The 17,213-nt window shown below is 42.1% G+C and carries 14 protein-coding genes; 5 read left to right on the top strand and 9 right to left on the bottom strand.

What is annotated here, in order from left to right:
- Positions 1 to 12: 12 nt before the first annotated feature.
- Positions 13 to 1,683, bottom strand: coding sequence for an energy-dependent translational throttle protein EttA (gene ettA, locus FCN14_RS11060; RefSeq protein WP_138431345.1), 1,671 nt, complete (start codon positions 1,681 to 1,683; stop codon positions 13 to 15).
- Between the two features lie 254 nt (positions 1,684 to 1,937).
- On the bottom strand, positions 1,938 to 2,408 hold the full coding sequence (locus FCN14_RS11065; RefSeq protein ID WP_138431346.1) for a YehS family protein: 471 nt from the start codon (positions 2,406 to 2,408) through the stop codon (positions 1,938 to 1,940).
- 309 nt (positions 2,409 to 2,717) lie between these two features.
- Between FCN14_RS11065 and FCN14_RS11070 the strand changes: the two genes are divergently transcribed.
- Positions 2,718 to 2,915 carry a DUF3185 family protein gene (locus FCN14_RS11070; RefSeq protein WP_138431347.1) on the top strand — a complete coding sequence of 66 codons (198 nt, stop codon included), beginning with the start codon at positions 2,718 to 2,720 and terminating at the stop codon, positions 2,913 to 2,915.
- Between the two features lie 287 nt (positions 2,916 to 3,202).
- On the opposite strand, the gene FCN14_RS11075 is transcribed toward FCN14_RS11070, so the two are convergent.
- Positions 3,203 to 4,027 carry a collagen-like domain-containing protein gene (locus FCN14_RS11075; protein WP_138431348.1) on the bottom strand — a complete coding sequence of 275 codons (825 nt, stop codon included), beginning with the start codon at positions 4,025 to 4,027 and terminating at the stop codon, positions 3,203 to 3,205.
- Positions 4,028 to 4,116: 89 nt separating this feature from the next.
- Between FCN14_RS11075 and FCN14_RS16025 the strand changes: the two genes are divergently transcribed.
- The gene (locus FCN14_RS16025; RefSeq protein ID WP_281280658.1) at positions 4,117 to 4,251 is read left to right on the top strand and encodes a hypothetical protein; all 135 of its coding nucleotides are present in this window, start codon (positions 4,117 to 4,119) and stop codon (positions 4,249 to 4,251) included.
- Positions 4,252 to 4,520: 269 nt separating this feature from the next.
- On the opposite strand, the gene FCN14_RS11080 is transcribed toward FCN14_RS16025, so the two are convergent.
- The 3 genes from FCN14_RS11080 to FCN14_RS11090 all read right to left on the bottom strand — a co-directional run bounded on the left by FCN14_RS11080 (position 4,521) and on the right by FCN14_RS11090 (position 7,275).
- A complete protein-coding gene (locus FCN14_RS11080) occupies positions 4,521 to 5,630 on the bottom strand; it encodes an alkene reductase (RefSeq protein WP_138431349.1) in 1,110 nt (369 codons plus the stop codon).
- A 180-nt stretch (positions 5,631 to 5,810) separates the two neighbouring features.
- Complete coding sequence (locus FCN14_RS11085; RefSeq protein WP_138431350.1) at positions 5,811 to 6,050, bottom strand: hypothetical protein; 240 nt, start codon at positions 6,048 to 6,050, stop codon at positions 5,811 to 5,813.
- A gap of 10 nt (positions 6,051 to 6,060) precedes the next feature.
- Positions 6,061 to 7,275 carry a type II restriction endonuclease gene (locus FCN14_RS11090; RefSeq protein WP_138431351.1) on the bottom strand — a complete coding sequence of 405 codons (1,215 nt, stop codon included), beginning with the start codon at positions 7,273 to 7,275 and terminating at the stop codon, positions 6,061 to 6,063.
- 92 nt (positions 7,276 to 7,367) lie between these two features.
- On the opposite strand from FCN14_RS11090, the gene FCN14_RS11095 reads away from it, so the two are divergent.
- Entirely contained in the window at positions 7,368 to 8,027 is a 660-nt protein-coding gene (locus FCN14_RS11095) for an HhH-GPD family protein (protein ID WP_138431352.1), read from the top strand.
- On the opposite strand, the gene FCN14_RS11100 is transcribed toward FCN14_RS11095, so the two are convergent.
- Both FCN14_RS11100 and FCN14_RS11105 read right to left on the bottom strand, forming a co-directional pair.
- Positions 7,992 to 8,387: a response regulator gene (locus FCN14_RS11100; protein ID WP_138431353.1), complete on the bottom strand. Its 396-nt coding sequence runs from the start codon at positions 8,385 to 8,387 to the stop codon at positions 7,992 to 7,994. The two genes, FCN14_RS11095 and FCN14_RS11100, sit on opposite strands and share 36 nt — an antisense overlap.
- Positions 8,384 to 10,663, bottom strand: a complete 2,280-nt coding sequence (locus FCN14_RS11105; RefSeq protein WP_138431354.1) for a sensor histidine kinase — start codon at positions 10,661 to 10,663, stop codon at positions 8,384 to 8,386. Before FCN14_RS11105 ends, FCN14_RS11100 begins: the two co-directional genes overlap by 4 nt.
- Before the next feature lie 15 nt (positions 10,664 to 10,678).
- Here FCN14_RS11105 and FCN14_RS11110 point away from each other — a divergent pair, with 15 nt between their 5' ends.
- Positions 10,679 to 11,680: a hypothetical protein gene (locus tag FCN14_RS11110; protein WP_138431355.1), complete on the top strand. Its 1,002-nt coding sequence runs from the start codon at positions 10,679 to 10,681 to the stop codon at positions 11,678 to 11,680.
- Here FCN14_RS11110 and FCN14_RS11115 read toward each other — a convergent pair.
- Positions 11,677 to 13,500 carry a DNA cytosine methyltransferase gene (locus tag FCN14_RS11115; protein WP_138431356.1) on the bottom strand — a complete coding sequence of 608 codons (1,824 nt, stop codon included), beginning with the start codon at positions 13,498 to 13,500 and terminating at the stop codon, positions 11,677 to 11,679. The two genes, FCN14_RS11110 and FCN14_RS11115, sit on opposite strands and share 4 nt — an antisense overlap.
- Before the next feature lie 1,164 nt (positions 13,501 to 14,664).
- Between FCN14_RS11115 and FCN14_RS11120 the strand changes: the two genes are divergently transcribed.
- Positions 14,665 to 16,890: an amino acid permease gene (locus FCN14_RS11120; protein WP_138431357.1), complete on the top strand. Its 2,226-nt coding sequence runs from the start codon at positions 14,665 to 14,667 to the stop codon at positions 16,888 to 16,890.
- The last annotated feature ends 323 nt before the right edge of the window (positions 16,891 to 17,213 follow it).

Consider the following 17,213-nt stretch of genomic DNA (forward strand, 5'->3'; position numbering starts at 1 on the left):
TCACAAATGCTACTAGTCGCGCATCAGCTTCTTGTACTGTACGCGTTCAGGATGGTAGCGTGAGCCCAGTCGTTTCTCCCTGTTATCCTCATACTCCGAGTAGTTGCCGTGGAACCAGTATACCTGGCTGTTGCCTTCAAAAGCCAGCATGTGGGTAGCAATACGATCCAGGAACCAGCGGTCGTGCGAAATAACCACTGCACAGCCCGCAAAATCAAGCAGGGCCTCTTCAAGGGCACGTAGCGTATGCACATCAAGATCGTTAGTAGGCTCATCAAGCAGCAGCACATTGGCCTCCTGTTTTAACATTTTAGCCAGGTGTACACGATTGCGTTCGCCACCCGATATTTCGCTGCAGCGCTTTTGCTGATCGCTGCCGCTAAAGTTAAACCGTGCGGTATAGGCCCGTGAGTTGATCTCTCGGTTACCCAGTTTCACCGTATCTTTGCCACCGGAGATCTCCTCCCATATGGTTTTCTCGGGATTGAGCGGACGCTTCTGGTTCACATAGCCCAGTTCCACACTTTCTCCAATCTCTATTTCACCGCTGTCCGGCTCTTCTTCACCCGTAATCATTTTGAAGAGCGTCGATTTACCGGCACCATTGGGACCGATGACTCCTACAATACCGCCGGGAGGCAGACTGAAATTCATATCCTCAATGAGAAGGCGTTCGCCAAAGCCCTTGGATACATCATTAGCTTCAATCACTTTATCACCCAGGCGCGGTCCGGCCGGGATAAAGATCTCCATATCTTCCCGCTTCTTTTTGCGTTCTTCAGAAAGAAGCTCTTCATACTTGTTGATACGCGCTTTGCTTTTTGAGCGCTTGCCTTTCGGATTTTGCCGAATCCACTCCAGCTCTTTTTGCAGGGTACGCTGTCGTTTCGACTCCTGTTTCTCTTCTTGTTTCAAGCGATCCTGCTTCTGCTCCAGCCATGAGCTGTAATTTCCTTCAAAGGGAATACCTTCACCACGATCCAGCTCCAGGATCCACCCTGCAACATTATCCAGGAAGTAACGATCGTGCGTAACAGCGATAACCGTACCTTCATAGCGATCCAGATGTTGTTCCAACCAGGCCACCGATTCTGCATCCAGATGATTCGTAGGCTCATCGAGAAGCAGAACATCGGGCTTCTGTAGTAGCAGTCGACAGAGCGCAACCCGGCGTGCTTCACCACCCGAGAGCACTTCTACCGATGTATCGCCCGGTGGAGTGCGCAGGGCATCCATCGCCTGATCGAGCTTGCTGTCCAGGTCCCAGGCGCCCATCTGCTCAATCTTTTCTTGCAGCTTTTCCTGCTTTTCGACCAGCTTCTCAATATCGGCGTCGGGATCTCCAAAAGCCGCATTTACATCTTCATATTCCTGCAGTAGGTCGATCTTTTCCTGCACGCCTTCCTGCACAATTTCCTTTACCGTTTTATCGGGATTGAGTTTGGGTTCTTGCGGAAGCATTCCAAAGGTTACCCCTTTCTGTCGGGATATCTCGCCCCGGTACTCCTCATCGTTGCCGGCAATAATATTTAGCAGCGTACTTTTACCGGATCCATTATTACCGAGGACCCCAATTTTGGCTCCATAGAAGAAGGAGAGGTAGATATCTTTAAGTACAAAGTTGTTGGGCTTATAAACCTTACTGACCCCAACCATCGAGAATATTACTTTCTGATCACTCACGGAGATATAAAATTGATTTAGGAATAGAATGAATGGAACTCAAAACAATGGCTGAAGATAAGCATAATCGGCACTCAAAATCATACTTTTTCGCTGATTTTGGAGTTCGATGTTTTTACCGGGGATTAAGCTTTATAAGCAACTGGGCAACAAGACTCGATCGCTGACGGTGGACGGACGACCGCCAACCCAACATCCAACATTTAGCCTGCAACTTTTCAACATCCAACCTTTAACATTTAACCTTCAACCCCCTAACCTCTAAACCTTTCCGTCAGTCCCTTCAGGAAGTAGCGCAATATTTGATCCCCGCACTCGCGGTAGTTCTCATGTCCCTCACGACGGAACAGAGCACTCATCTCCGGTTTGGATATCGAAAAGCCGCCCTCCTCCAGTACATCATGCATATCTTCTTCGCGCAGTTTAAACGCCACTCGCAATTTCTTGAGCACAATGTTATTGGTAATGGGTGTTTTAATCGGTCGGGGTGGATGCTTATCGCTTTTGCCACGTTTATAATAGATCAGGCCGTCCAGGAAATGGCCCATCAGCTCATGACTACAATCCGGGCCTTTTTCGCCTTCCGGCAGATCCTGGGTTTCAAAAATAGCAGCAACCTCTCCCCGTTCCGGTTTATAGCCGCGGAGTTTCAGAATCTTGGTAATTTCGTGATCATCAATATCCAGCATATAGCGGATGCTTTGGATGACGTCGTCATTTCTCATAAAAAGGGGAGTACTAAAAAAATTAGAAGTGGTTCGATGAAAGGTACGGTTTTGTTGAGGGGAAAGACACTTTTTTAGTGATTAAGTTTTAAGTGTGAATAACGGACGACGGGTGACCGATGACAGACGACCGACGAATCCAACCTTTAGCATCTAACTTTCCAACCTTCAACATCCAACATTTTAACATGTAACTTTTAACCTCCAATAACACGAGTCAATTATCACCTTCCAAGCCCCGGAATAGAAATTGACGATGGTGGTAATTTTTAGTAGCTATGGGCATACTCATTAATCAACCCATATAGCATGAAAAAAGTCATCTTTTCAGCACTCTTGGTCGGTGGACTCCTGTTACTCTATTTCGGATATGATGAATACCAGTCCTTTCAATCGGAGGTAGATAAATTCTTCGGGGGCTCTGGCTCTGATAAAGCCATCTGGATGATGGTGGGCGGAGCAGCTGCTACTGTTGGCGGTGCCGTAGGGCTGTGGAAAGGGAAGTGACAAACGTCTGTCATTGCGATGAGTACCGTGGGTTAACGGAACGACGCGGCAATCTCCTTGAAGCAACTGGTTGAGGTGTGAAGGTTATCTTTTAGCTACTAGGCGAGCGGTGATCGGGAGATTACTTCGTCGGCAAGCCTCCTCGTAATGACACTGCTTTTAAAACCCACCCCGCTCCGCCTGTCGGCCGAGTACCCGTGGAGCGGCTGGTGAGTATAACTGCTGGATCCGCTAAAGTTCTGGATCTGGGCGTTTTTAAAACGGTTTACTTACTGAAAACTAATTGATTATTGCTGTTCAAAGCCATAATAGTCAGATACCGCCTCATAGTCCGAAATATCCAGCTGCTCAGGGATAATGGATTGTATCTGTGTTGTTTGATCTTCAGTACTACTGGATTCAATACGAACAATTTCAATGTGATCATATGCTTCCCCAGATCCCGTTTGCAAATGGATCCCAAACGTGGAGTTCCTGCGAAAGACCCGATATTCACTGGATCCATTTAATCCCCATCCCGGCATATGATAGGTGTAGCTACTAACTTGTAAATACACTACCCAGGCACTTTCCTCCGGATTAGTAATTCCGGAAATACTGGCAGTGGCATAGTCATCAGCCGAAAAATCATGCCCGGGAAAGATATACCGTGTTACATTGGCATTACCATCAGCTCCCTTCAGGTTCAATGGAGTACTCCACCCATTACTGATTTTGTTAGGCCACGTTTTGGGACCATAAAGGTCGTAATTAGTTTTGTCCAGGTAAAAATCACCCACAGAACCTACTGTGGCATCAGGCGGGCCGCTTCCGGAGTGGATTTCATTACCGTCAGCACCATCCTGTCCGTCGGCTCCGTCCTGTCCATCACTGCCCATTAATACGATACCAGGACTTCCCCAGCCGTTACTGTCTTTTGGGCCGTATAGTTCACCGGTATTTTGATTCAGGTAATAATCACCACTTTTGCCGATATCAGCGGTTGGTGCCCCTTGGTCGGCATAGATGACACTGCCATCCTCACCGGACGGGCCAATCGGCCCTTGTGGACCTTCGATCCCTTGGGAGCCTTCAGGTCCCTGCGGACCTTCACAGCTTACTAATGTCAACAAACAAGCTGCTGTTATGAGTAAAAAACTCTTTACGAATAGTTGTCTCAAGGTTGGTACCATAGATATGTACTATAGAGTTGGAGGATATTATGAAAAAACACGTTGGTTACTATACCTATATGCGGGATGGCAATAACAACAGGCTCAAAAAATTCTCAAACACCAATGCCCGTTATCGCGAACCGTCGGTCGGCAAAGAAGCAATCTCCTGTAACAAAGTGTGACCGATGATGGCCGACGGACTAAAATATCCAACCTCCACCATCCTGCCTTCACTCATCACGAATTCCCAATTACCCCGTATCCTGAATCTGCTGCCTTTCAGATACTAGGCGAACCTGTTCCGGGAGATTACTTCGTCGGCAAGCCTCCTCGTAATGACATTGCTTTTATTATTCCCCATCAACGCCTGGCATGGTGAGCGTAGCCGAACCATCTCTTTGAATCGATTGGCACAGGTATAGGGGATGCCCTTTAGATTCTACACCACCGCTTATTCAGTGTTCACCTTTACCTCATCCAGGAAGGGATAATCGGTATAGCCCTCTTCACCGCCGCCATAGAAGGTAGCCGTATCCGGTTCATTCAGCTCCGCATTAATTGCAAAGCGCTTAGGCAAGTCGGGATTGGCCAGAAAGAGCTTGGCAAAGGAGACCATATCGGCCTTGCCTTCTTCAACGATGGCGATCGCCTCCTCGCGGCTGTAATCGCCGTTGGTCATTAACACGCCGTTGTAGAGCGGCCCGTAGGTATCCAGCACATTCTTCGCCAGGTGCTCATGATTACTCAAGTCCGCCAGCGGCTCCACCAGCTCCAGGAAGGCCAGCTCATACTCCTCGTCGAGGCGACGAATGACATACTCATACAGCGCCTTCGACTGCGAATCGTTGTCGGTGTTCATCAGGTTGCTGGGCGACAGGCGCAGCGATGTGCGTTCCGCTCCAACTTCCTCAATGACCGCATTCAGCACCTCAAAAAGAAAGCGGGCGCGGTTTTCGATGGATCCTCCGTATCGGTCGGTGCGATCATTAATGGAGTCATGCAGGAACTGCTCCACCAGGTAGCCGTTGGCCCCGTGGATCTGCACCCCGTCAAAGCCCGCGTCGATGGCATTGCGGGCGCCCCGGCGAAACTCTTCCACCACCTCCACAACCTCATCCGTGGAGAGGGCGCGCGGGGTAGCGGTAGGCTCAAAGCCGTTGGGGGTAAAGGATTTTCCCCCGGCATTTTTGGCAGATGATGAAACAGGGGCGTCGCCGTCCTGGAAATAGGCGTGCGATACGCGGCCCACATGCCAGAGCTGGCAGTACATCACCCCACCCTTCTCGTGCACCCGGTCGAGGACGGTCTTCCAGCCCTTCACTTGTTCCTTGCTGTGGATGCCGGCCGTGTCGATATAGCCCATGCCTTGTTGCGATACCTGGGACCCTTCGGAGAGGATAAGCCCGGCCGAGGCCCGCTGGCTGTAGTACTCGGCGTGGAGGTCGGTGGGCGCATTGGCCTCGTTATGGGCCCGGTTGCGCGTCATCGGCGCCATGGCCAGCCGGTTTGTTAAGGTGTTGTTTCCTACGGTAACAGGGGTAAATAATTTCTGATCAGACATTGCGGTAATTTATTTTCACGTTGAAATATTTCGCTACCACAACGCCTGAAAGTGGCGGAGCATTCCTGCCGGCCGGTCGATTTTTTCAATGGGTGGGATAGAGGGAATTGATGAATTACTTGAAAATACTTTCTCGTAAACTACTTAAATATTTGTGGAGTGCAGTAATAAGAAAGCTGCTCAGGTCAAGGACCATTCTTTTGTTTCTTCATCTTGTTCAACTACCCCTTCCTTTTCCATCATTGCAAGTAAGGTTCTTGAGATGTGACCTTCATGCCCCTCATGGCCAGAGTAAATGCCAAGGGAGCGGCCTATCTCTGCGTTTTTCAAGCTGGTTTTAGAACTGTTAGCTAATAAGGAATATATGGCTGCTTTTAAATCAGAAATGGCTGATTGGGCAAGATGGTATGGGGTAGGCATAAATAATTGTTTAACAGTTTTTTTGTTTTTCAATGATTAGTTCAATGAATTCAGCAAGAGTTAACAAAGTATTCTTTTGAGAGTCATAATAAGTATTATGAAGACCTCTAGGTAGAACTAGTTGTAAGTCATTCGAGATCATTTCTGTTGTTTGATTCTTGCTAATTCCAGGCTCTAGAGTAAACAAGTGTTTTTTTTGAATTTTATCAGCCTCAGATAAAACCTGTCTCCATCTATCTTTACAGGTGGACTTAACCCCAAGCATATTTAAGCATCTCTTAGGGTAATCTTCTTTATGGTATTTATTTTCTCCAGGGAAAATAAAATCAGGTCTTGCTTTGTTTTCAGTTATTGCATTATGGGTAAATTTTAAATCACAATCGGTGAATATTTGTTGTAAATGGTTTTCTAAAGCATAACCCATTCTTGATTTTCGCCTATTTTGGACACTGAGAGAAAAGGATATAAATGAATCTACATCATTAAAACCTTTGTCTAATTTTTTCTCAACTAAGTATTCTTCAAAAGTCTTGAATAGTATTTCTTCGTGTTCAATCCATTCAAGAATAGCTGCATCAGGGTTTTTTTGAGGGTCTATTTCATAAGGAAAGCTTTCCCTAGCAAATTTTGAAAACTCTTTTGTAGTTGGAAAACTATTGCCATACTTATTTAATATTTGGTCAAGATAGTTATTATCTGTTTCATCAACTTCGACACCTATCGTTTCTAATATAAGACGCGAAGCAAATGTTAGTTGAGGATCTTTGTATCCTTCAAAACGTTCTGCATATACATCTTTTTCATTAGTAAATAAGTCAAAAAGCCAAATTAATTGGCTTTCGACTGAAGAGCCTTTAGGTGTAATTATCATTAGAAAATTACCAACTTTATCTTCACATATCACTAATATGTCATTTGGCTCTGCTCTATATATTATTTCCTCAGCTATTGTTTTGTAATATATTCGATATTCTGGGCTACGATTTTCATCCTTTTTTCTAGCATCTGTCCAAGTAATTGATGTGTTTAAATAAGTCTTGTCTTCATCATCTATCCATACTAATTGTACGGGAATGTCTTTTCGATTTTCAGTGCCGAAAATTTTTATAAAATCATTAATACCTTGAAATTGGTGTTGGTTTGAAACGTTAGGACTTACTTCTGATGCAGTTAACCTTTTTGCACCAACACCGGAAAAATAATTTGATAAATAGCCTTGTTTCATTGTGGTGGATACTATCTTCTAATGATTATTCGAGCAAGAAACTAATAATTTATTTCTAAATTCCTAACCTTGTTACTAAACAAGTTATTAGAATGGATATTGAACAAGATAAAATCATTTTTTTCCGTGAACGTTTATTGGATTGGTTTAAGGAGAATGGAAGAAAATTTCCATGGAGAAAGGAAGAGTTAACGAGCTATGAACTTGTTATAGCTGAAGTGTTATTGCAGAGAACTAGGGCAGAAACAGTCGCGAAGAATTTTGAGTCATTTCTGGGTAATTTCCCTTCTTGGGAATCGATTAATAAAACAGGTAAAAAAGAATTAGAGAAAGTATTAAAGCCTTTTGGGTTATACCGACAGAAAGCAAAGCGCCTTAAAAATCTTGCAGAAAAAATGGTGCAAAAAGAAGGTCAGTTTCCGGTGGTTAGGGAGGAGCTTGAAGAGATCCCGCTAGTGGGGCAGTATATTGCAAGTGCAGTTATTTCTTATGTTCACGAAAAAAAAGCACCATTACTTGATGTAAATATGGCCCGATTACTTGAACGTTTCTTCGGGCCACGTGAGTTAGCAGATATTAGGTATGATCCATACTTACAAGAGCTTTCAAAAAAGGTTGTTGATCATCCCGATCATCAAAAAATTAATTGGGCTATATTGGATTTTGCTTCTTCTATCTGTAAGAAAAGGAATCCCAAATGTAAGGTGTGCCCAATATCAGGCAGGTGTGAATTCTTTCAGAATGAGGGTTAATAATTCATCATGAACATTATTTCTTTGAGATATTTTAATGTTTTGCTCCCCATCAACCATATCTGTAAGAGTTTGATCCATTTCTGAACTATAGAATATTATTGGGGTATCATTATCATAAAGCCTTATTTCAACAATTAAATTAGCTCCATTAACACGGACATTATCTAGGTTGTGGTCCATCATTATGATATCAGGTTCCCAGTCACGCATAACATTCCTAAAACCATCACCATTTTTGCTTAATTCTGGATCTGCCAATGAAATACCATTGTCTTCTAACTCATCCTCGATTCTTAAATGTACAGTATTTCCAAATGTTAAATCGTCTTCGATCCAGAAAATTTTTATTTCATTCATGGGAGAAATATTTTGAATTTAGTTCCTTCGTTAATTTTGCTTTTTACTTTTAATTCTGCATTCATTCGATCAATAATTTCTTTTATGTGGTAAAGCCCAATTCCTGATCCACCTTTATTTGATGTGTAACCATATTCGGTGATTTCATTTATCTTATCCTCAGGAATACCTTTACCATCATCTTCTATAACCAAGTAATGTCGGCTTCCTTCATTCTCAAGTCGAACTTCAAATTTTGAAGCACCTGCTTTTTTTGAATTACTCAACATGTTATCAACTAAAATATTTAACTCAATTGGTCTAGTTTTAAATATTTTAGGATTGCCCTCAGTCTTATTTTTGAAGCTTATCTCAACACCGTCATCGTTATATAAATCAACAATATTAGATATATATTCACGCAAATATTCACCGATGTTTATTTCGATAGCATCTGTGTAAAGTTTAAAGTTTGCCTTAGTAGCAAACTGGCTAATATTCATTATCTTTTTATTTTCAAATACAGCTTGTTTGATTAGATCCTGAATCCTTTCATGTGATAATTCTTTACCTCTTCGTAGCTTATTAAAAAGTGCAGTCAGTATATTGTCAATTTTAGACGCTGAAATGCCCATATGATGAATAAAGCTGATAACTTCATCAAAATCTTGAGACTTTACTGATTTTAGGAATAGGTTCTGAGATTCTTTTTCTTCTAGTTTTTCTTCAGTGGCTACCCTTTTATTCCTTTCTTCTTTTTCTTTTTTTTCAGCTTCACTTTTAGCCTTCTTTAATTCTTTGACTTGCGTATTAACTTTCTTTACATCCTTTAATAGGTCTTCATTTTTTTTCTTTTCGGCAAGCTTTTCAAGATTACCTAGTAATGTCTCTGTGCTTTCACTTTGGGCTTCCTCAAGTTGTTCTAATAACTTATCCCCATATTCAAAATCAATGAGATTATCATTGCCTGATAAGTCAGCAATTAATTTGCTTATTCTATCTTGAAAAGTTTTTTCATCTTGTTCAAGGTCTTCGTCCTCCAATTTTTCAATACTAAGACCCCACTTTTGAACATCTACTACATATTTTTCAAGTCTTTTTAGAGTGTCCCAAAAAAAACTTTCTAATTGTTCATAAGCCTTGGTTTTGATTAATCCATCGCCTCTACTTGTTGTTTCTCTTAGCTCATCGTTATCAGAATTAATATTTATTTGTCCAATTAACTCTCTTGTTCCTAAGTATCTACCAAAACCTTGTGCTTTGCGAGCATCAATTTTTAATGGATCTTCACCTGGTTCACCATATGGATATATTCTAAAGCCGTTTTTATAGATGAATACATGTCCATATTCCTTAGATCTTAATCCCATTCTTCTAGTAAATGTTACCTTAGCCGATCGATTTAAATAAAATAAATCAACTGAGATATCATATAATTTTTTGTAAGGGTTTTTTTCTTCAACCTTATATATAAGAGTCCCCCCATCTAATAATTCTGTCGTTATATACTCTTTATCTTCACTTATGTAAGACTTTATCTTAGTGGTTTTAATTTCTAGTGTATCGAATATTCTATTTTGTATTTCCCCATTTACACGTTTCCTGTAGTCTTCTTCTTTGCGATCTTGCTCTTTTTCTTCTGGGACATTTAGAAATATTTTGAAACTTTGGCTCCCTTCATCATTTGTTGGGTTTATTAACTTTGCCAAAGAGCGTTTTAAACGGAGTAGCTTTTTTCTATCCCAATCACTTCTTAAATCAGTGATTTCTAATACTGTACCATGTTCAAGCCCATAGTAACTTTCATCCCTTGTCTCGTGCTGTATCGTTACATTAATAAATTCATCTTGTAAATCCTCTTCAAAAAGGGTCCAATCAGTTACAATGACTTCTGTTTTAGCGTCTTTTTCTTTTTTGGTTGATTCAAGCAGCAGTTCTTTTCCTAACCTGTCACAAGAGAAACGGCCAATGCCTTTTGCTCCAGCAAATGCTCGCTTTTGATAAATATTGTCCCTATAGTCAAAAGAATCATCTTCAGTACCTTCTTTTTTAGCAGAATAAGCAACAAAAAGCCACTTATTTTTAATATCCTCCAAACCCATACCTTTTCCATTATCTTTAATAATAATCTTAGAGTTTTCGGAGTAGATATTTTCAAAGGTAATGTCTACCCTTGTGGCGTAAGCATCATAGGAGTTTTTCACAAGTTCGAAAACAGCAATGTGATCATCAGTAATAAGATCCCGACCAATGATGTCTTTAAGGGCAGAGCTGATTTTAAATGATAAATCTTCCATTAAAATAGTTATTCGATGAATATACTTGAGTTTTTAAGAAAAGATGTGGTTGCCAATTGTTATAAAACCAAATCTTTTAGTAACGCTTGGGAAATATGGGGCAAGTTAATTAAACAAAAACTAGGGAAAAATTATAATTGGGATGACATTTTAAACTTAGGTGAAGAATTATCCGAGGTATTTTTATCAACAAGGGGAGATGTTGAAGAAGGATTAAGTGTTGCTGAAGCAAATAGCAAAGCTTCTACTTCGGGTACAGCTTGGGAATGCTTAGTTGCTTGGTACCTAAACCTAGTATTTGTTAATAGTAGGGCTGTTGTTTTTAAAAAGACAGGAGACGTGCCAACTCCACTTACAGATGGTCTTGAAGTGTTACACAAAAATACTAAAACGAATTCTGAGTCAGATTTGCTAGTCGTAGTTTTTCCTGACACTCCTCATTTTACCGATGAAATATTACAAGTTCCTATAACTAATGAGCGGTCAGTGCCTTATGTGCCAGATAAAAATATGAGACCAGCAAATCTATTTTCGGACTCTTACCCAGATAAAAGTTCGATTCAAGCATATGTAGATAAAGTAACAGAAGAAAAAATAGATGAATTTGAGGTCGGGGTAATACAGTGTAAAACAAATTGGAATGAAAATTCACAAATTCCAATGCTTTGGGACATTATCTATAGGCTTGGGGATAATGTAGATCAAGACATTCCCAACTTTAAAATTGGTGCGAATGGTTTTAGTAAGATGCAGTTGAAAAAATTCACATATTCATTTGTTACTGTACCAACTAATCCCCGGGCAAATTACAAAGCAACTTCTCTTGCTGTAAATAGGGTTAAGAACTTAACTGGCGGTAACTATTGGGGGTTCCCAAGGAAGCAAAGTGTTGCTGGTTCAATTAAAGAAATTTTTGATAATAATTTCATGAATGCCTTTGATGGTAGTATCAGGGAAAGTTTACAAGGTGCATTACATAATGATCTTAATTCTTTCGAGTATTTTCGCTTGGATTAGTCAATATTTGTAAGTATTTGCATCGCTATAGCTCTAGCCATTAATGGAGGAACTGCATTGCCAACAAGTGTGTATTGGGGAACATCATGTTTTCTACGACTACCACCTGTGGTTCTTTTACCCTGGAACACAAAGGAGTCGTCAAAAGATTGTAGGCGGGCCATTTCCCTAACACTTAATGCCCTAGGTTCTTTATAGTGAATAAAGTCATCAGGCAAAGTGACGATTGTAGGAGAGGTACTGTTGGGGTCGAGCAAGTTATAGTTTCGTTTCTTTGTACTTACTCCTTTCTCTTTTAATTCTTCTTTGGCGTTATCATAACTGCCATTCTTTTGTATTATTTGGAGCCTCTTTATTATATCGGCAGTATGATTACTAGCTTTATGATTTGGCAGTTTAACGCGATTTAAGTTCGCACTATTAATTTTTCCTCTACCATCATGGTAATAGTTTTCTTCAATCGAATACTTTTCTAGTAATCTGCCTTCTCTTGACCACTCTGAATAGGTTTTGCCATTTTTCTTATTTAGGCTACCATCAATATTTCTTTTGGGTAGATACTGGCCGTTCGTCGAGTTGGTACTATATTCTTTGATGTGTCCACCACTTTTAAGAGTTTCAAGGTCATGAAGCGCTTCTTTAATAGTGACTTTATTTTGTGATAAAACTGTAGGGGTTGGCTTATTTGTAATCTTATTTTGGCCTTTTTTTGAAGCTATAAATATAACTCGATGACGTTCTTGGGGAACTCCATAATCAGAAGCATATAAGTCAAATTCTTTTTCAACATGATAAAGGCTAGCATTTTTTACTTTTTCAGAAAGAGTATTACCTGTTTCTTCTACAATTTCTACGAGATCATTAAGGCATTCGTCAAGAGGCTTTAGGAAAATATTCAATCCTTTTTTTAATAAGGAAAAGTGTTCAAAATCTAAGTTGTCAATGGCATTTTGGATATGATTTGTGATGCTTTGACCATCGATAAATTGTAAGAAGTTATTAAACCCTGCTTCAAAATTATCGTTATCTATATCACAGGCTGACTTAAAGTTGAGAACACTCCTATTAATTTCTTTAAGCTGTTCCCAATTCGATAGTATTCTTAATCCATGTCGGATGGTATTTATTTCCTCGTTATTTTTGCTTTTTGCATAGCTAATATGTTTTGCAGTTAAGTCTTTTAGGAGTTTTTGAAGGGTTGTTACGAATTCTGTATTGAAAGAAGTTGAACTATTATTTTTTTCGCTTTTTATACGTTGAATGTATAGGTCAAATGCTGCTTTGTTTTCATTTTTAATAGTATGTCTTAATTGCTCAGCTGTGTTAATAATATCGTCTAATTCAGAGCGGTCAACTATTGAATTAATTCTTTCAATAATTTTCTTCAGAAAACGCCCCCCTTCTTTATTTTTTAATCCTGAAACATTTTCCATAACAAAGTATTTAGGCTTTAAAACCTCAATAACTTCTAAGTACTTACTGAAAAGTTTATCTTTCTTGTCAAACTTTCTACGTCTACCCGCTAAGCTAAAACTTTGGCAAGGTGGCCCTCCTGTTATTACATCAATACTTTCCCCGTCAAGTTCATCTTGTAACACATTAATAAAATCTGGGTCAGTTATATCTTTTCTTAAAAATTTCGTTTTAAGTCCAAGTTGTTCGTTATATCGAACTCTATGCGTCAATTCACAATTTTTGTTTATATCACTGGCTAATAGGAAATCATACTCTTTCCCATCCTTTTTTGCCTGGAGGAATCCTTCACTGAATCCACCAGCGCCAGCAAATAGATCAATAAATGTGATTTTCTTGTTACTCATATCAATATTTGACCCGATTGTTATTACTCAACTTATATAGTAAAAAATTGGACTGACACCATTATGTCACCTCAATCTAGGAAAGATTGGGTGTAGCAATAATATCTTAAGGAATAGAATTGAAAAAGTCCAGGATTTGATCCTGTTAAATTTAAGGTATAGATAACTAAAATATTAGCTAAATAATGAGGAAATATAGATTTTTGGAAAAGTAAGTTATTCAGAAAGTTTAAGTTACCTATCTTAGTGATGATTCTTTATCCAGAAAGTCATATACGTTGTGCGTTTTTACTCGTAAAGGGAAATAGGGCAGTAATACTAGTGAACGAAATAACCGGCACTTCAAAAATAGGGGTGTGTAAGGTAAAGTAATTCGTTGATGCGTGAAGATTACTCTTTAGCTACTAGGCGCACTTGAAAAGGGAGACTGCCGCGGTCTTCCGGAAAGTCGCCGGAAGCCCTCGCAGTGACATTGCTTTTATTACAAATACATCAACGCCCGTCATTGCGAGGAGTGCCGTGGGTTGACGGGACGACGTGGCAATCTCCCTGAAGCAACTGGTTGAGGTGTGGGGAGGTTGCCCTTTAGATTCTACGCGGATTGCCATCGGGAGATCCTTCCACTCCGGTCAGGATGACGCTGCTTTTAGCACCCACCCCGCTCCGCCTGCCGGCCGAGCACCCCTCCGGTGGAGGGGAATAGTGTGGAGTGCAATCAAGATCGTTGCTGAAATTCCGGGTTTAGCAGTAACCAAATACCCGGCACTACAAAGTCCCCTCTGGAGAGGGGTGAGCTTCTGGTGATTGCCCAGAAGGTCGGGGTGTGTATAGGAAAAGCAATTTTTTGAAGCATGGGAGGCTCCCCCTTTAGCTACTACGCGAGCGGTGATGGAGAAATTACTTCGTCGGCAAGCCTCCTCGTGATGACACTGCTTTTATTTTTACAGAAATTCAGGGTGCAGTTTTTTTGTTGGAAAGGGCGAGTTCGATGTATGACAGAGGCGGCTCAGCTCTATGTTGCCGGTCCGGAATGTTGCAAATAAGTCCAGCAGTGCCTAACATGGCAGTAGTTATCATCCCGCGACAGTTATAGCTTTTAGGATGATAGTATTTCTTTTGTACGACAGACTAGAACATATAACCTGTCATAAACTTGGGTTGTGTATGGAAAATGAATCAGGAAAGAAATCCACGCTGCAAGAGCAAGTGGAGGATCATGAATCCACCATCCAACAGAAGTATGGTACTTTTGGGGGGGTATTTGTACCAACACTGCTGACCATACTGGGAGTGATTTTATTTCTGCGTCAAGGGTGGGTGATCGGAAATGCCGGTTTACTCGGGGGGTGGCTGAATATAACCCTTGCCTTTGCTATTGTTACCTTTACCGCGTTATCGATGTCGTGTATTACTACCAATATCCGTATTAAGGCCGGGGGTGCGTATTCGATTATTTCGCAGTCGCTGGGGCTTGAAGTCGGGGGCAGTGTGGGCGTACCGTTGTACCTGGCACAGACCTTTGCCATCACCATGTATATTTTTGGTTTCCGGGAGGGGTGGCTCTATATCTTTCCGGATCATTATGCTATTCTGGTTGATATTTCAGTATTTACCATCCTCTTTATTGTCGCATTCTTAAGTGCGAAATTGGCCTTTCGTATCCAGTATATTATACTAGTGGTTATTGTCGGTGCGTTGGTTTCGGTAGGGGCTACGGTTTTTACCGGGGCGATGGAGCACAGCATACAGTGGTGGGGCGATTTTCCCGGTGACCCCGAGGGCAATTTTGAGGGCATAAGCTTTTGGGTGGTTTTTGCTGTTTTCTTTCCGGCGGCAACGGGGATCATGGCCGGGGCTAATATGTCGGGAGAGCTCAAAAATCCCAAAAGAAGTATTCCGCTGGGCACGCTCTCTGCCATTGCCGTGAGTTATGTGATTTATATTGCTTCCGGATACTGGATGGCCAGGGTGGCCCCGGTGGACGAGCTGGTTAGCAATTACAACGTGATGATCGATTATGCGCTGTGGGCTCCGGCTGTGCTGGGGGGGCTGCTGGGGGCGACCTTTTCCTCGGCACTGGCTTCTATTGTTGGGGCACCGCGTATTCTGCAGGCGCTGGGGGACCATAAGATATTTCCGGGCGGTGAGATTTTCTCAAAACTTGCGGCCAATGGGGAGCCGCGCAATGCTATTCTAATGACTGGCGGACTGGTACTGGCAACGTTACTGCTTCGGGATCTAAATACCATTGCCCCGCTCATCACCATGTTTTTCCTGATTACCTATATGATGATCAACCTGGTGGTGTTTATTGAGCAGCGGATGGATATGATCAGTTTTCGGCCAACCTTTGCGATCCCCAGGTTTGTGCCTTTCCTGGGTACGGTGGGCTGCCTGTTTACCATGTTTATTATTAATTCTACTTTTGGGCTCATCTCTCTCGGCTTTGTCATTATTACCTATCTGTATCTTACCAACAGAAAACTTGAGGTTCCTTATGGGGATATGCGGAGTGGGCTTTTTGTATCCCTGGCTGAGTGGGCGGCCAAGCGGGTTTCCCTGCTTCCGGAAAATAATGAGCGGGCCTGGAAAGCCAACCTGTTGGTGCCGGTGCGCAGTACCCGGGAATTACGGGGGAGTTTCAGTCTGATCCGTAACCTGGTGTATCCGAAGGGATCGGTAAAGCTGGTGGGTATGAATGGCAGCAATGCAAGCAGTACGTTCAGGGATTCGCTGATGGATTTTGCTATGGCGTTCAGCAGAGAAAATGTTTACAGCCGATGGAGTGTCATTGATTCAGGTGATTTTAAACAGGCAGTTCTCACGTCACTACAGACGCTTCAGGGCACTTTTTTCAGGCCTAATATTCTCTTTCTTCGATTGCCGGGGCACAAACGGTACGATGAAGAGCTTTACTCAATCATCAACGAGGCGCGCCTCAACAATATGGGTATTCAGCTCTATGTCGAAGATCCCATTGCGCAACTGGGGAGAAGTTCGTCTATCAATGTGTGGATTAGGGAGCAGAGTCCCGAGTGGGATCTGAGTATGGAGCTGGGCAATATGGATCTGGCACTGCTTACGGCTTATAAGCTCAAAGTTAACTGGAATGCACAGATGCGGGTCATTACTGTGGTAGAAGAGGATCATGAGGAAGAGGCGTACCGTTATCTGGATAACCTGCTGGATGCAGCGCGCCTGCCGGGTGCCGAGCCCCATGTTGAAGTGGGTACCTTTGATAAAGCTATTCAGAAGGCCCCGCAAGCCGATCTCGATCTGTTGGGGTTGCCTGAAAATCCGGACTTGGATGAGCTGCGTTCGTATGTGGAGTTAACTCAGTCGGCCTGTGTGTTTGTGGCCGATTCGGGCAATGAGAATATATTGGCGTAGGGTTTGTCACTGCTTTTATTATTCCCCCATCAACGGCTGTCATGGTGAGCCCATCTATGCTAAAGCTTCGAAGGGCAGGCGTAGCCGAACCATCTCCCAGAAATAATTGGTGCCCTTTAGATTCTACGCGGATTGCCATCGGGAGATCCTTCCGCTCCGGTCAGGATGACACTGCTTTTGGCACCCACTCACGAAATGACACTACTTTAAAAGGTACACATTAAAACAACGCTCGTCATTGCGAGGAGTACCGTGGGTTGACGGGACGACGCGGCAATCTCCTTGACGCAACCGGTTGAGGTGTGAAGGTTACCCTTTAGCTA

The organism is Fodinibius saliphilus (assembly GCF_005869845.1).
GTDB lineage: Bacteria > Bacteroidota > Rhodothermia > Balneolales > Balneolaceae > Fodinibius > Fodinibius saliphilus.

Excerpts from the sequence above, each read along its gene's own strand:
- FCN14_RS11115 (WP_138431356.1), bottom strand. The coding sequence starts at position 13,500 with ATGAGTAACAAGAAAATCACATTTATTGATCTATTTGCTGGCGCTGGT.
- FCN14_RS11110 (WP_138431355.1), top strand. The coding sequence starts at position 10,679 with ATGAATATACTTGAGTTTTTAAGAAAAGATGTGGTTGCCAATTGTTAT.
- FCN14_RS11100 (WP_138431353.1), bottom strand. The coding sequence starts at position 8,387 with ATGAATGAAATAAAAATTTTCTGGATCGAAGACGATTTAACATTTGGA.
- FCN14_RS11070 (WP_138431347.1), top strand. The coding sequence starts at position 2,718 with ATGAAAAAAGTCATCTTTTCAGCACTCTTGGTCGGTGGACTCCTGTTA.
- FCN14_RS11065 (WP_138431346.1), bottom strand. The coding sequence starts at position 2,408 with ATGAGAAATGACGACGTCATCCAAAGCATCCGCTATATGCTGGATATT.
- FCN14_RS11095 (WP_138431352.1), top strand. The coding sequence starts at position 7,368 with ATGGATATTGAACAAGATAAAATCATTTTTTTCCGTGAACGTTTATTG.
- FCN14_RS11080 (WP_138431349.1), bottom strand. The coding sequence starts at position 5,630 with ATGTCTGATCAGAAATTATTTACCCCTGTTACCGTAGGAAACAACACC.
- FCN14_RS11120 (WP_138431357.1), top strand. The coding sequence starts at position 14,665 with ATGGAAAATGAATCAGGAAAGAAATCCACGCTGCAAGAGCAAGTGGAG.
- FCN14_RS11105 (WP_138431354.1), bottom strand. The coding sequence starts at position 10,663 with ATGGAAGATTTATCATTTAAAATCAGCTCTGCCCTTAAAGACATCATT.
- FCN14_RS11090 (WP_138431351.1), bottom strand. The coding sequence starts at position 7,275 with ATGAAACAAGGCTATTTATCAAATTATTTTTCCGGTGTTGGTGCAAAA.
- FCN14_RS11085 (WP_138431350.1), bottom strand. The coding sequence starts at position 6,050 with ATGCCTACCCCATACCATCTTGCCCAATCAGCCATTTCTGATTTAAAA.
- FCN14_RS16025 (WP_281280658.1), top strand. The coding sequence starts at position 4,117 with ATGAAAAAACACGTTGGTTACTATACCTATATGCGGGATGGCAATAAC.